Annotated in this window: 13 protein-coding genes; 1 reads left to right on the top strand and 12 read right to left on the bottom strand. The window is 39.1% G+C overall.

All coding sequences use genetic code 11. From position 1 onward, the window contains the following. The first annotated feature begins 392 nt into the window (after positions 1-392). Positions 393-2,030 carry an SUMF1/EgtB/PvdO family nonheme iron enzyme gene (locus ABDV71_RS03485; RefSeq protein WP_343531031.1) on the top strand — a complete coding sequence of 546 codons (1,638 nt, stop codon included), beginning with the start codon at positions 393-395 and terminating at the stop codon, positions 2,028-2,030. A 123-nt stretch (positions 2,031-2,153) separates the two neighbouring features. Here the strand turns inward: ABDV71_RS03485 and ABDV71_RS03480 are convergent, their stop codons facing one another. The 12 genes from ABDV71_RS03480 to ABDV71_RS03425 all read right to left on the bottom strand — a co-directional run bounded on the left by ABDV71_RS03480 (position 2,154) and on the right by ABDV71_RS03425 (position 13,081). Next, positions 2,154-2,654, bottom strand: a complete 501-nt coding sequence (locus ABDV71_RS03480; RefSeq protein WP_343531030.1) for an acetyl-CoA carboxylase biotin carboxyl carrier protein subunit — start codon at positions 2,652-2,654, stop codon at positions 2,154-2,156. Positions 2,655-2,657: 3 nt separating this feature from the next. Continuing rightward, the gene (locus tag ABDV71_RS03475; RefSeq protein WP_343531029.1) at positions 2,658-3,380 is read right to left on the bottom strand and encodes a DUF4159 domain-containing protein; all 723 of its coding nucleotides are present in this window, start codon (positions 3,378-3,380) and stop codon (positions 2,658-2,660) included. Further along, positions 3,380-4,087 (bottom strand): 16S rRNA (uracil(1498)-N(3))-methyltransferase, encoded by a 708-nt coding sequence (locus tag ABDV71_RS03470; RefSeq protein ID WP_343531028.1) that lies wholly within the window; start codon positions 4,085-4,087, stop codon positions 3,380-3,382. Before ABDV71_RS03470 ends, ABDV71_RS03475 begins: the two co-directional genes overlap by 1 nt. A gap of 101 nt (positions 4,088-4,188) precedes the next feature. Continuing rightward, complete coding sequence (locus tag ABDV71_RS03465; RefSeq protein WP_343531560.1) at positions 4,189-5,508, bottom strand: hemolysin family protein; 1,320 nt, start codon at positions 5,506-5,508, stop codon at positions 4,189-4,191. Positions 5,509-5,613: 105 nt separating this feature from the next. Beyond that, positions 5,614-6,156, bottom strand: a complete 543-nt coding sequence (locus ABDV71_RS03460) for an inorganic diphosphatase (protein WP_343531027.1) — start codon at positions 6,154-6,156, stop codon at positions 5,614-5,616. Between the two features lie 8 nt (positions 6,157-6,164). Beyond that, positions 6,165-6,824 carry a VTT domain-containing protein gene (locus ABDV71_RS03455; RefSeq protein ID WP_343531026.1) on the bottom strand — a complete coding sequence of 220 codons (660 nt, stop codon included), beginning with the start codon at positions 6,822-6,824 and terminating at the stop codon, positions 6,165-6,167. 46 nt (positions 6,825-6,870) lie between these two features. Then, the gene (locus tag ABDV71_RS03450; protein ID WP_343531025.1) at positions 6,871-8,244 is read right to left on the bottom strand and encodes an NADH-quinone oxidoreductase subunit N; all 1,374 of its coding nucleotides are present in this window, start codon (positions 8,242-8,244) and stop codon (positions 6,871-6,873) included. A gap of 4 nt (positions 8,245-8,248) precedes the next feature. After that, a complete protein-coding gene (locus tag ABDV71_RS03445; RefSeq protein WP_343531024.1) occupies positions 8,249-9,715 on the bottom strand; it encodes an NADH-quinone oxidoreductase subunit M in 1,467 nt (488 codons plus the stop codon). Between the two features lie 18 nt (positions 9,716-9,733). After that, the gene (nuoL, locus tag ABDV71_RS03440; RefSeq protein ID WP_343531558.1) at positions 9,734-11,632 is read right to left on the bottom strand and encodes an NADH-quinone oxidoreductase subunit L; all 1,899 of its coding nucleotides are present in this window, start codon (positions 11,630-11,632) and stop codon (positions 9,734-9,736) included. A gap of 18 nt (positions 11,633-11,650) precedes the next feature. Continuing rightward, entirely contained in the window at positions 11,651-11,980 is a 330-nt protein-coding gene (gene nuoK / locus ABDV71_RS03435; RefSeq protein ID WP_113638474.1) for an NADH-quinone oxidoreductase subunit NuoK, read from the bottom strand. Beyond that, positions 11,973-12,479, bottom strand: a complete 507-nt coding sequence (locus ABDV71_RS03430) for an NADH-quinone oxidoreductase subunit J (RefSeq protein ID WP_343531023.1) — start codon at positions 12,477-12,479, stop codon at positions 11,973-11,975. The genes nuoK and ABDV71_RS03430 overlap by 8 nt, the downstream gene beginning before the upstream one ends. A 101-nt stretch (positions 12,480-12,580) precedes the next feature. Further along, a complete protein-coding gene (locus ABDV71_RS03425; RefSeq protein ID WP_343531022.1) occupies positions 12,581-13,081 on the bottom strand; it encodes an NADH-quinone oxidoreductase subunit I in 501 nt (166 codons plus the stop codon). Between the last annotated feature and the right edge of the window lie 3 nt (positions 13,082-13,084).

The following is a 13,084-nucleotide window of genomic DNA, read 5'->3' as shown; positions in this document are numbered from 1 at the left end:
GCTTAATCGCTACGCCAATTGCATTCTTACTCCTAAACGTTTTGTAACGGGTAATATTGTTCACAAATCAACAAGATAAAAAAATAGAAGGCCCACTTCCAATTAATGGTCTTCAATAGCTCCCAAAGTACCCGAAAACCAGTAGAAGAATTAAACTAAAAACTAAAAACACCTCAATTTGGGGAAAATTTTCCTTAATTTGTTTCCTCAAAAAGATACTAACAATATACCGCGATTTTTAACGTTTAGTAGCTAAAAAAGAGATTGTTCCATTTGCATTTCTGCATTTTTGGCAACAATATTTTCGACAGAAAAAAGGCAAATAAAAAAGATTTTTTATTTCTAGCTCTTTTTTTGTGTATTTTTAACAACTAAAGTGCAATTTGCGATATATGAATAGAATTTACTTTTACGCAGTAGTATCATTATTCGGTGTAGGAGCATTAAGTTCCTGCGGCGGATCGAAGAGTGGATCTGCAGTATCTGAAAAAACTGGCTACGCTTACAACAAGCGTGAAAACGGCGGTTTTGAAGTAAAAAAGAACTATAAAAGAGGACCAGGACCAGGCCTAATGGAGATTGAAGGCGGTGAGTTTATTATGGGGGGCAGTGCCATTGAAATTCCTGGCCAGGATATGACTTCCTATAACTACAAACGCCAAGTAACGGTAAGTTCATTCTACATGGATGAAACCGAAGTTTCTAATACCGATTGGCTGGAGTACTTACACTGGATCAGAACTACATTTAGGGGCAAACCAGAACTTGCGGAATACTATTACACCGCCCTGCCCGACACTTTAGTCTGGAGAAGACCGTTATCATACAATGAACCTTATGTCAACAATTACTTAAGACACCCGGCTTATGGAGATTATCCGGTAGTAGGGGTAACATGGCAGCAGGCTGCTGACTATTGTGTTTGGCGTACAGATAGGGTTAACGAATTAATCTTAAGAGAAAAAGGGTTTATGACCACTTTTAAAGATTTGGGCAAACCAGCATCTGGCAAAGGCGCAACTGCCAATGCCACCACAACCTCAGCTTCTGGTAAAGGGGCAACCGCCAACACAGGTACAGCTTCAGCTGCTGGATCAGGTACTCCTTTTAACACGGATCTTTATTTAAATGGCCAAAACGGCGACATTGGTAAAAAAGCTCCTCTTGATTTGAGTGCTGGAGCTCAAACAACTGGTAAAGGCAAGGCTCCTCAAAGAAATGTTAGACTGGAAGATGGAGAAATTTTCCAACCATACCGCTTACCTACAGAAGCTGAATGGGAATATGCCGCAATGGGCTTAATAGGAAATACCCAGTACGCTAACATCAACGAAAAGAAAATCTATCCATGGAATGGCTTAGGCATTACTTCTCCTAAAAAATCTACCAGGGGTATGATTCTAGCCAACTTTAAACGTGGAAAAGGAGATTACATGGGTGTTGGTGGATCACTGAACGATAAAGGTAGTATCACTCAATCTGTACACAGCTTTACTCCAAATGATTTCGGACTTTACAACATGGCTGGAAACGTGAACGAATGGGTACAAGATGTTTATCGTCCTAACACTTTTGAAGCTACAGAAGGCTTAAACCCTTTTAGAGGTAACGTTTATTCCGACAAGGAGAGAGACCCACAAAGCAGCGCTATCAAAAGCGATGGCAAAGGCCGCCCCGTGATGAAACCTGCGGTTACTGGTGTAAAACAAAGTTGGGCACAACTACAATCTCAATATGTAGATTCTACCTATAAAGCTGATCAACGTGGCTTTAAAGATGCGGAGAAAAACCTGCCAAATGGCGAATTACTAACTTTGTACAACGACAAATCAAGAGTTTACAAAGGTGGTTCTTGGAATGACCAAGCCATGTGGTTAAACCCTGCCGCTAGAAGATTTTTACAGGAAGACGAGTCCACTGCAGATATTGGTTTCCGTTGTGCTATGACCATGCTTGGTGCACCAGAAGTAAAATCAGCTGGCAAGCCTCAATTCAAAAACAAAGCGGCCAAACCATTTAAGGTTAAGTAATAAGCGTTTCGCTTCATAAAAAAAGTCCCGTAAGCATCATGCCTACGGGACTTTTCACTTATATATCAATCCTTAAAAAAGGTATTCTATCTCTTCATAGGGATAAGCAAATGCAATGATTGATTAACTAAAAACCACCAATAATTCATTCTTCTCGACCTTGTCGCCCTGTTTAACTTCTATTTTTTTAATGATACCATCAGTTGGCGATTTGATCATGTTTTCCATTTTCATGGCCTCAAGTACCAAAAGATTATCACCTTTTTTGACCTCTGTTCCTTCGCTTACCAATACATTGAGTACCAACCCGGGCATTGGGGCTTTAATTTGCAGTATCTTGTTGCTTGAAAGATTATCCATTCCCAGTTGTTTCAAAAGCAAATCTAATTGGGTGGTTACCTGTACCTGATAAACATTACCATTTACTTTGATATGAGCTAATTTTTCGGCTTTGTCAAAATCTACTACTTCAACAGTATAAGATTTATTGTCGTGAATGATATGGCTAGATTGCGGTCCTGTCTTCAATAAATCGAAATCAATAGGTTGATTGTTTACCTGCAAAACCTCTTGGACAAAATCCATATCAAACTGAAAATGGTCGTTTACGGTTACTTTATTCATAAGTTAGTTGGTTAACGCGTATTGAATTAAATTTGCGCCCATTTTTAAGGCATTATTTCTACTTTCTTGAGTATCGGAAGGATAAGTCCCATAATCCTCCCATCCATTGCCTAAATCGCACTCATACGTATAAAAGCAAACTACCCTACCTTTATAAACAAGCGCAAATCCTTGTGGGCGTTTGTTGTCATGCTCATGGATTTTCGGCAAGCCGCTTGGGAATTTAAATTTCTGATTATATATTTTGTGGTTTGCGGGTAGCTCAACAAAATCAAGTTCAGGGAAAACCTTCTTCATTTGTGGCCTGATGAACTTATCCAAACCATAATTATCATCTATATGCAAAAAGCCACCCCCTATCAGATACTTTCTCAAATTGGCAATTTCTTGTGAATTAAAAGCAACGTTACCGTGGCCCGTCATATACACAAAAGGGTAATTGAATAATTCGGCACTACCAACTTCCACAATACCCTCATCTGGAGCGAAATTAGTAGAGATGTTTTTATTACAAAAAGCAATCAGATTGGGAAGTGCGGTTCTGTTGGCATACCAATCGCCGCCACCGGCATATTTAAGTTTGCCTATTTTATAGGTTGGTGGAAAAGTAGAAGCAGTGAAAAGTAGAAAGGTAAAAGATAAAAGAATAGGGATGAAGGAATAGGGACGAACTTTTATTCTTCGCCCAAAAGATTGTATAGTCTTTAATCCTCGTTCTTTGCTCATTAATCCCTATTTAAAAAATTGATTTCAAAGCAAGCGGCCAAACCAGCAGTTTCGGTACGCAAGCGGGTGTTGCCTAAAGTTACTGGTTTATATCCGTTTTGCAAAGCAAGCTCAATTTCTTTGGGCGTAAAGTCCCCTTCAGGACCAATTAAAATCAGGTATTTTTGATGAGGTTTGATGATTTGCGAAATGGCCTGTTTACTACTTTCATCAATACAATGCGCAATCATTTTAACCTCGGCATCACTTTGTTTAATGAAATCCTTTAAGCCAATTGCTGTATTTATTTTGGGATGATATGCGGTAAGCGATTGTTTAACTGCCGAAGTAACTACTTTTTCTAAGCGCTCCTCTTTTACAATTTTACGTTCAGAGCGTTCGCAAATAATAGGCGTGATTTCGTCAATCCCGATCTCTGTAGCCTTTTCTAAAAACCACTCAATCCTATCAATGTTCTTGGTAGGTGCAATGGCTATGTGCAAGTGGTGATTTCTTTTACCAAAACCTTGTTGCTTGTCAATGATGCTTAACAATACAGCCTTTTTGGTGGTTTCGGCAATTTGCGCCACATACAATCCACCAACACCATCAATCAAATGAACGGTATCTCCTTGCTTTAGGCGCAAAACCTTATTACAATGATTGCTTTCTTCTTCGTTTAGGGTATAAATATCGGATGTGATATCTGGGGTGTAGAATAAATGCATCTTTAAAGTTAAAAGTCAAAAGCCAAAAGTAAAAATGCATTGAGCTAAAAGCATAGATTCTAAATATGCGAAACAGTCAACGATTAAACAGTTAAACAGTGTTAGTGCAGATCTACCATATCGCTTTTATTGATCACAATTTCCAGCTTTACGGTTTCAATGTTCTGTTCTGTCTTTTTAAGGATGGTAAACAGGTATCCATAACATTCCTCACTATCTCCCACTTCTGGGATTTTACCGAAAGCATGCGAAACCAAGCCCCCTACCGTGTCAAAGTCTTCATCTTCTGGTAAATCATGTGGCAAATGCTCATTGACATCATAAACTGTTGCATAGGCGTTTACCACAAATTCTGTATCGCTGATTTTCTCTACAATCGGTTTTTCCTCGTCGTACTCATCCTGGATTTCACCAACAATTTCTTCTACGATGTCTTCTAGCGTTACCATACCCGCTGTACCGCCAAACTCGTCCAATACAATGGCAATTTGGATACGCTTCTGTTGTAGTTCACTTAAAAGATCGTTGATTTTTTTGGTCTCCGGAACGAAATAAGGCTTTCTGATAATATCGGCAAGCGTCCAGTCCTTTTTACTTGCCAATAATGGCAAAACATCCTTGGCATGGATAATACCGATAATTTTATCGATAATATCATCATACACGGGCATACGAGAATAGCCTTCTGAAATGATTTTTTCTACCACCTCATCCTTTGAAGTTTCCAGCTCAATACCCGATATTTTGGTACGAGGCACCATGATATTCTTTACCACACGCTCGTTAAAATCAAACACATTCTTAATCAGCTCATGCTCGTTATCTTCTAACGCACCACTCTCTTTTCCCTGGTCTAACAGATATTGTAACTCTTCGTTACTATGTATCGAATCATGTCCCCCAGAGGTATTAATTCCAAAAGGTTTTAGGATAATGGTTGCTAATCCGTTCAATGCCCAAATAAATGGCCTGAAAAGGATGTAAAAACCCTGCAATGGAGCGGAAACAAACAAGGTGGTAGCCACTGGTCTTTGGATAGCCAACGATTTTGGCGCTAGCTCTCCAAACACAATGTGCATCACCGTAATGATTGAAAAAGCAACCACAGTAGCTGCTGAGTGTAGGAATGCATCGCTAACAGCAATATCCAAACTGTTAAACATATTCAGGAAAATGGTGTGCATTACGCCTTCACCTACCCAACCCAAGCCCAGAGAGGCCAAGGTAATTCCCAGCTGTGTAGCCGCTAAATATCCGTCTAAATTGTGAACAATATTTTTAGCCATTTTGCCCAATCTGCTACCAGATTTGGCTTTGATTTCAATTTGAGAGGCCCTTACTTTTACAATTGCAAATTCGGCGGCCACAAAAAAACCATTTAAAAAAACTAAAAACAAAGCAAACAATAGGCGCCACCCTATTGACCCACCATCCGAATCGGCAGGAGTTACCACTGCCAGTAATGATGTTGGAATATTTGTTAAAAAAGCCACTAAGGGCGTACAGACGGAGTAAATCATTAAGAATTATCTAAATGTATTATTATAGAGCTCAATACTCTCATTGATGACTTTATGAGCGTATCTTACACCTAATAAATGTTCAATGGTAACTTGTTTGTTCTCTAATGCTTTATAATCTTGAAAGAACTTTACAATTTCTTTCATGGTATGCGGAGGTAATTCGCCCAAATCATTGATGTGATTTACTGATGGGTCATTCTTAGCTACCGCAATAATTTTATCATCCTGTTCACCATTATCAATCATGTGCATTACACCAATTACTTTAGCTTCGATAATGGTCATTGGATAAACGTCTACCGAGCATAGTACCAAAATGTCCAATGGATCTTTATCATCGCAATAAGTTTGCGGAATAAAGCCATAATTGGCCGGGTACATTACTGAAGAGAATAATACTCTATCTAACTTTATTAAGTTCGAATCTTTATCTATTTCGTATTTTGCTTTTGATCCTTTAGGAATCTCGATAATTGCATTTACTGTTTCTGGCAAATTTTCACCAGGAGATACGCTGTGCCACGGATGGTTTTCGTCTTTAATCATCTTTTTCTTTAAATCTCTGTGTCTTCTAAATTACTAGTATTCTTTGATATTTTATTTTTAACAAAGGTAATCACTAGGGGAATTGTTGTTATCAAAATAAACCCAAATATGATATAACCTAAATATTCTTCTACTTGTTTGGAAAAACTTTTGCCCAAAAAATAGCCCAACAAAGTTAAGGAACAAATCCATAAAAGTGCACCTGAAACATTGTAGAGTACAAACTTCTTAAAGTCCATACGGATAATGCCAGCTACAATTGGCGCAAACGTTCTTACAATGGGAACAAATCGGCCCATGATCAAAGCAAAAGCCCCTTGTTTTCTATAATATTCTTCGGCAGTTTTTAGGAACTTCTTCTTAAAGAAGAAAGTGTCTTTTCTGGTATGAAGTACCGGTCCAGTTTTTCTGCCAAACCAATATCCTGTAAAATTTCCCGAAATGGCTGCAATAATGAGCGAAAAAACCAAAACGTAAATATTTACATCTAATTTACCGGTAGCCACAAACATTCCCGCTAGGAAAAGAAGATAATCGCCAGGTAAAAAGAACCCGAAGAAAAGGCCCGTCTCAGCAAAAATAACGAAAACAACCAAGTAGAAACCACCTTCGCGCAGCAGTTTTTCAGGATCTATCAGATGCTGTAGGTGGTTCCAAAATTGCTCCATAGTTACAATTATTTGTAAAACTACAAATAATATTCTACATCGCTAGCTATATGAGGTTTAAAATAAGCGACGGATAAACACCTAAAAGTAAGATTACTATCGTAGAAACGACTAAAACTACTTTGTACTGCATTGGTGTATCTAACTCTATTTCTTTGCCTTCTTTAAAGTAAACAGCGATGATTACTCTGAAATAATAATAGAAACCAACTAGAGCGTTTAATATCGCTATAACCACTAGGATAATCTGATAGTTTTCTAATACATTTAGGAACATTACATACTTACCAATAAAGCCGGCCGTCAACGGGATACCTGCCAACGATAGCATGGCAATAGTTAACGCTAGCGCCGCCAATGGATTGCGTTTTGCTAAGCCATTAAAGCTTTCGATGTCGTCGCTACCTGTTTTTTGTTTTACGTTAATAAGCACCGCAAAAGCTACAATGCTGGCAAAGGTATAAGCCGCTGCATAAACCAAAACATTGCTTGCTGAGTGAGGGGTCAATACCACCAACGAAAACAACAAATAACCTGCATGGGAGATACTAGAATAAGCTAGCATTCTTTTGAAGTTCTTTTGATACAATGCGGTGATGTTACCTAAACAAAGGGTGATAATGACAATCACCATTAATGCTGGCATCCAGAAATCGTGCAATGGCTCAAAAGCCCCAGCAAACAATCTTAGGAAAGCCGCAAAACCAGCAGTTTTAACTACGGTTGACATGAATGCGGTAATCAATGAAGGTGCTCCTTCGTATACATCTGGGGTCCAGAAGTGGAAAGGTGCTGCACCAACTTTGAAACAAAGTCCAACCATCATCAAAATAATACCTGGATAAAATAATGGAGATACATTGCTCACACTATTCACCAATACATTTTGAATAACGTCAATATCGAAAGAGCCGGTAGCTCCATAAATCAAAGCGATACCAAATAGTAGAAAGCCTGTAGAGAATGCTCCCATTAGGAAATACTTCAACGAAGCCTCGTTAGAAGCAAAATTGAGCTTTCTAATTCCTGCTAGGATATACAAACATACCGACATGATTTCGACTCCGATAAACAACATCGAGAGGTTCTTGTAAGAAACCATGATGACAATACCGCATAACGCAAATAGGATAAGGGTAAAGTATTCGGCCACGTTAGGACTATTTTCAGCGAAATAACGTTGCGTAAGTAGAAAAATCAAAAAAGTACCAATAATGGAAATGCCCGCAAAGGCCAGTGCAAAATTGTCAACCTGCATCATCCCAAAATGAACAGTTGGTTGGTTCCATGAACAAATGGTAAAGCCCAAAGAAACCAATAGGCCAAGCAAAGTTAAAGGCAGCAATGCTTTTTTCGCCTTAAACAATCCTGCATAAAGTACTACTAAAGCCGTTACGGCAATGGTGATAATAATATTCATTTGCTTAGTTAACCCCTGTTAATTTATGATTAATCTGTTCCAATAAATGCTGTACCGAAGCATCTGATATTTGCAATACAGGCTTTGGATAAACCCCAATCACGATAATCAAAGCACAAATGGTGTACAACACTACTTTTTCCGTTCCGTTAATGTCTTTAAAACTTGCTGTAAGCGAGTTCGTTTCGCCCAGCATAATTTTTTGGTAGCTTCTGAACATATATACTGCTCCAAAAATGATGGTTAAGCCAGCTACCGCTCCCAACCATGCATTGTAGTTGTAAACGCTCATCAACAATAAAAACTCGCCGATAAAGCCGTTGGTACCCGGTAAAGCTACCGTTCCCAATAAAATGATGAGGAAAGTGATGGCCAATTGAGGTGCTACTTTTGCCAAGCCTCCCAATTCATCAACTTTGTTGGTTCCCAAACGTGATTGGATAATATCCAACACGAAAAACAAACCAATTACATTGATACCGTGGCTCAACATTTGAACCATACTTCCTTGTAAACCTTGGTGACTTAAGGTGAAAATACCTGCCGCAATTAAGCCAACGTGGCTAATAGAAGAATATGCCACTAAACGCTTTGCATCTTTTTGCATAAAGGCAATGATGGCCGCGTAAACTACACCAATAACCGCCAATAGCATTACCACACAGCTCCAATCTTGTACGCCATGAGGTACCACAGGCAATAGCCACCTGATGACACCATAAATACCCATTTTAAGCATGATACCCGAAAGTAGCATGGTTCCTGGAGTTGGGGCGGTGGTATAAGTATCTGGCTGCCAAGTGTGGAATGGGAAAATTGGCATCTTAATGGCAAAAGCAATAAAGAAAGCCCAGAAAATCCATCCCTGCTGTGCAGAATCTAATTCCAATTTATAAAATTCAGCTAATTCGAAATTGTGTGCTGGATTTTGTAGGTACAGGTAAATAATTCCCAAAAGCATAAACAATGAACCTGCAATGGTATACACAAAGAACTTCATGTTTACTTTGATACGGTCTTTACCACCCCAAGTAGCACAAATGAAGTAAATTGGAATTAGGGCTGCTTCCCATCCTATGTAGAACAAGAATGCATCCAAAGCAGTGAATACTAAAAGTAGACCAGCCTGCATGAATAAAATTAGCGCATAAAAGGCATTGGCATTTTTATATTCGTGTTTGTAGCTAGCTAAAATAATTAATGGCGTGAGTACGTTGGTCAACAATACCGTAATCATACTGATACCGTCAATACCAACATGAAAGTTAATTCCCAGCTGTTTAATCCATTGATAGTTAACGGTAAACTGTGTGCTCGCATCTGGAGTAAACTTGCACAATAAACCAATGGCCACTGCCAATGAGAGAATTGAAAATGCTAATGCTACTACCTTAGCTGTGTTTTGCTTGGCAAATAAAGCGGTGGCAATTGCGCCAACTAAGGGTAGAAATATGAGTATTAAAAGTTCCATTTATAACGTTTGAACAATTTAAGCGATAGACAAATAAGTGTATAGTAATAGTGCTACAATACCAATAACCATCATCATGATATAGTAACCCACGTTACCCGACTGCAATAAGCGCAAACTTTTACTTCCTTCGTTGGCAGTCCAGCCTAGACCGTTTACCAAACCATCTATTACTTTGTTGTCGATAATTTTATAGAAGAAGGTAGAAAAAGCATCCAAGGGTTTTCTGATGATGGTATCGTAAATCTCATCCAAATAGAATTTGTGATAAGACAATTTCTCCAAAGCAGTTCTAGGTGCTTCATCAGCCACAGGCACTTCGCCTTTTTTCACGTATTTGCTGTAAGCCAACAAAATTGCGACTACTGCTGCCAATACCGATACGCCCATTAAAGTAAACTCTGTACTATGGCTTAACTCCAAATGATTTTGGGTCACCTTTGCTCCAGTTAACCAATGTGCCAACCACTCATTACCACCAAAGGCATGTGGGATGTTTAACAAACCTCCAACTGCTGCTAAAATGGCCAATACTACCAATGGAATAGTCATGGCTTTTGGCGATTCGTGGATATGCTCCTCGGCATGATGTGAACCTCTGAACTTTCCATAGAAAGTTAGGAACATCATACGGAACATATAGAACGCCGTTAAAAATGCGGTCAATACACCTATTCCCCAAAGTACTGGGCTATGTTGATAAGCGTGTGCTAAAATTTCATCTTTAGAGAAGAAACCAGAAAATGGTGGGATACCTGCAATAGCAATGGTACCAATCATCATGGTTGCAAAAGTGGTTTTCAGTTTAGCTTTTAATCCACCCATATGACGCATATCTTGCTCGTGGTGTAAAGAATGGATTACGGCACCAGCTCCCAAGAATAATAAAGCTTTAAAGAAAGCATGGGTAAGTACATGGAAGAATGAACCAGTATAAGCACCCACACCTAAACCTAAAAACATGTAACCCAATTGCGATACCGTTGAATAAGCCAATACTTTTTTGATATCGGTTTGGGTCAACGCAATTAATGCTGCGATTAATGCCGTAGCGGCACCAACAATGGCAATGATATTTTGTGTAATTGGCGCCAGATCAAACACTACGCTCGAACGGGCAATCATATAAATACCCGCAGTTACCATGGTCGCTGCGTGGATTAATGCCGAAACTGGCGTTGGACCCGCCATCGCATCAGGTAACCAGGTAAACAAAGGCAATTGCGCCGATTTACCACAGGCTCCGATGAACAATAATAGACCGATGATAGCCATGGTGTTATTGCCTGGCACCATGTTAGCTGCCTGAGGGAATACTTTAGCAAACTCCAAACTTCCGAAAACTTGGAACATTAAAAACACGCCCAAAAGGAAGCCCAAGTCACCAATACGGTTCATTACAAATGCTTTTTTAGCAGCACTTGCATAGCTGCTGTTAGTGAACCAAAAGCCAATTAATAGGTATGAGCACAATCCTACACCTTCCCATCCAATAAACATCACGATATAGTTTGAACCTAATACCAATATCAACATAAAGAAGATGAAGAGGTTCAAATAAGCGAAGAACTTGCCAAAGCCTGCATCTTCGTGCATATAAGCAGTAGAGTAAATATGGATGAGGAAGCCAATTCCTGTAATGATCAGGAGCATAATAGCACTCAAAGGATCATATAAAAACGACAAAGGAATTTTTAAATCGCCAACGCTGATCCAGTCGAAAAAGTTAACGGTAAATTGTTTTTCTACACTTGAGCTTAACTCAAAGAAGAAACAAACGCTAAGAATAAATGAAGCTAAAACCACCCCGCTTCCAATGAAGCCCACAGCACCTTTGCTCAATGTATTACGACCTAAGCCGTTAATCACGAAGCCTAAAAGCGGAAGAACAGGTATTAACCAAAGTAAACTTGTAATCATCTTATTTTATTAGAATTACCACTTAAGGCGATTTAATACATTAATATCTATTGATTGTGTGTTGCGATAAACCATCACGATGATACTCAGTCCAACAGCTACTTCGGCAGCTGCCAAAGCCATAATGAAGAATACGAATACCTGACCCGAAGGATCATTGTGATGTACTGAAAATGCAGCCAAAAGCAAATTCACCGCATTTAACATCAACTCTACCGACATAAAAATCACGATGGCATTTCTACGTGTCAATACGCCTACCACGCCAATGGTGAAGATAATGGCACAGAACCAAATGTAATGGTTCAATGGCACCGATTGCATATTTTCGAATAAACTACCCATTTGCTTTTTCCTCCTTTTTGGTTAAAAGTACGGCTCCAACCATTGCACTTAATAATAGTAATGACGATAATTCAAATGGCAACATGAATGGCCCAAACAACTCCTTACCTAGGTTTTCTACCAATCCTAAATTTGGGTTTCTAAGCACCAAAGGATTAGCAATGGCCACCGATTTTAAAGAACCGATTAAAGTAACCACCAAACATCCGCCAGCAATAATGCCTACGATTTTTAAAAGCGCCGATTTATTAGGCTCATTATCCTTATTTAGATTGAGAAGCATGAGCACAAAAAGGAAAAGTACCATGATTGCTCCCATGTAAACAATAAAGTTAACCACCGCCAAAAACTGTGCATTTAATAGCACATAGTGAACTGTAAACGTAAAGAACGTAAGGATTAAGTATAGCACACTGTGGATGGGGTTTTTCGCAAAAACCACCATCAGCGCAAAGATTACGCTTAATGTTGCTACAAAATAGAATACCGATGTACCCATTAATTTTTATTTAGTTGTTAGTGTCTTCGTCATCCTGAACTCGTTTCAGGATTTTTTCTAGCTGATGCTGAAATAAATCCAGCATGACGGCTTTTTTAAAACTATTTTACCTCCAAAGGAGCTTCTACCAATTTATCTTTCCCGTAAATAAAGTCTTTACGTAAATAATCTGCTGGAACAATTGGTCCATCTAGATAGATTGCCTCCTTAGGACAAGCTTCTTCGCATAAACCGCAGAAAATGCAACGCAACATGTTGATTTCGTAAACCGATGCATATTTTTCCTCACGATACAAGTGCTTCTCGTCATTCTTACGCTCTGCAGCAATCATGGTGATGGCCTCTGCAGGACAAGATAAAGCACATAGACCGCATGCGGTGCAACGCTCTCTACCTTGCTCATCTCTTTTCAAAGAATGCATCCCTCTCCAGTTGATAGAGAACTCGCGCTCTTGTTCTGGATATTTTACTGTAGCTGGTTTCTTAAAAAAGTGACCAATAGTAGTACTTAAACCACTCGCGATAGCTGGAAGGTACATTCTCTCCGCCAAATTCAATGGCTTCGAAACCAATACTTTTTTCTTATTGCTTAATGATTCCATGAC

Source organism: Pedobacter sp., from assembly GCF_039594775.1.
In the GTDB taxonomy this organism is placed as follows: domain Bacteria; phylum Bacteroidota; class Bacteroidia; order Sphingobacteriales; family Sphingobacteriaceae; genus Pedobacter.
This window is presented reverse-complemented; position numbering and strand designations above follow the sequence as displayed.

Bases quoted from the DNA above. Each gene is read 5' to 3' on its own strand.
- ABDV71_RS03485 (WP_343531031.1), top strand. From the start codon at position 393: ATGAATAGAATTTACTTTTACGCAGTAGTATCATTATTCGGTGTAGGA.
- ABDV71_RS03480 (WP_343531030.1), bottom strand. From the start codon at position 2,654: ATGAATAAAGTAACCGTAAACGACCATTTTCAGTTTGATATGGATTTT.
- ABDV71_RS03475 (WP_343531029.1), bottom strand. From the start codon at position 3,380: ATGAGCAAAGAACGAGGATTAAAGACTATACAATCTTTTGGGCGAAGA.
- ABDV71_RS03470 (WP_343531028.1), bottom strand. From the start codon at position 4,087: ATGCATTTATTCTACACCCCAGATATCACATCCGATATTTATACCCTA.
- ABDV71_RS03460 (WP_343531027.1), bottom strand. From the start codon at position 6,156: ATGATTAAAGACGAAAACCATCCGTGGCACAGCGTATCTCCTGGTGAA.
- ABDV71_RS03455 (WP_343531026.1), bottom strand. From the start codon at position 6,824: ATGGAGCAATTTTGGAACCACCTACAGCATCTGATAGATCCTGAAAAA.
- ABDV71_RS03450 (WP_343531025.1), bottom strand. From the start codon at position 8,244: ATGAATATTATTATCACCATTGCCGTAACGGCTTTAGTAGTACTTTAT.
- ABDV71_RS03445 (WP_343531024.1), bottom strand. From the start codon at position 9,715: ATGGAACTTTTAATACTCATATTTCTACCCTTAGTTGGCGCAATTGCC.
- nuoK (WP_113638474.1), bottom strand. From the start codon at position 11,980: ATGGGTAGTTTATTCGAAAATATGCAATCGGTGCCATTGAACCATTAC.
- ABDV71_RS03430 (WP_343531023.1), bottom strand. From the start codon at position 12,479: ATGGGTACATCGGTATTCTATTTTGTAGCAACATTAAGCGTAATCTTT.
- ABDV71_RS03425 (WP_343531022.1), bottom strand. From the start codon at position 13,081: ATGGAATCATTAAGCAATAAGAAAAAAGTATTGGTTTCGAAGCCATTG.